The sequence below is a fragment of the Stenotrophomonas sp. YIM B06876 genome (assembly GCF_030711595.1).
Taxonomy (GTDB): domain Bacteria; phylum Pseudomonadota; class Gammaproteobacteria; order Xanthomonadales; family Xanthomonadaceae; genus Stenotrophomonas.
Genome location: NZ_JAUJUJ010000632.1, coordinates 1 through 371, shown reverse-complemented (window position 1 = coordinate 371; position 371 = coordinate 1). Strand labels below are relative to the sequence as shown.

Genomic DNA, 371 nt, shown 5'->3' with positions numbered 1-371 from the left:
GGAGATCCTGCGGCAGCTGGAGAGTGTGGGCGCTACGATTAAAAGCGTTACCGAGCCGCTCGACACAACGAACAGCATGGGCGTGTTTGTGGTTCAGATCCTGGGCGCCGTGGCCCAGCTCGAACGGTCGATGATTCGGGAGAGATCTATTGCGGGCCAGATCGCCGCGAGGGAGAGGGGGAGAGTTCCGGGAAGAAGCCGAAGCCTGTCGGCAGATGAAGAGCGCGCTTTGGTTGCTGAGTACCAAGCGGGCGAGGCAACCTACAAAGGGCTAGGCGTGAAGTTCGGAGTTTCCGAGTCTGCGGCTAAACGTGCCGTCTACAGAGCGACAAAGCCGGTGGAGTACCTCAAGCGGCAGCGCTGTTAGCGCA

Annotated in this window: 1 protein-coding gene; it reads left to right on the top strand. The window is 60.4% G+C overall.

Annotated features, from left to right (window positions below; all coding sequences use genetic code 11):
- The coding region (locus QZH66_RS18795; RefSeq protein ID WP_305807291.1) for a recombinase family protein at positions 1 to 367 on the top strand (367 nt) is incomplete at its 5' end.
- Between the last annotated feature and the right edge of the window lie 4 nt (positions 368 to 371).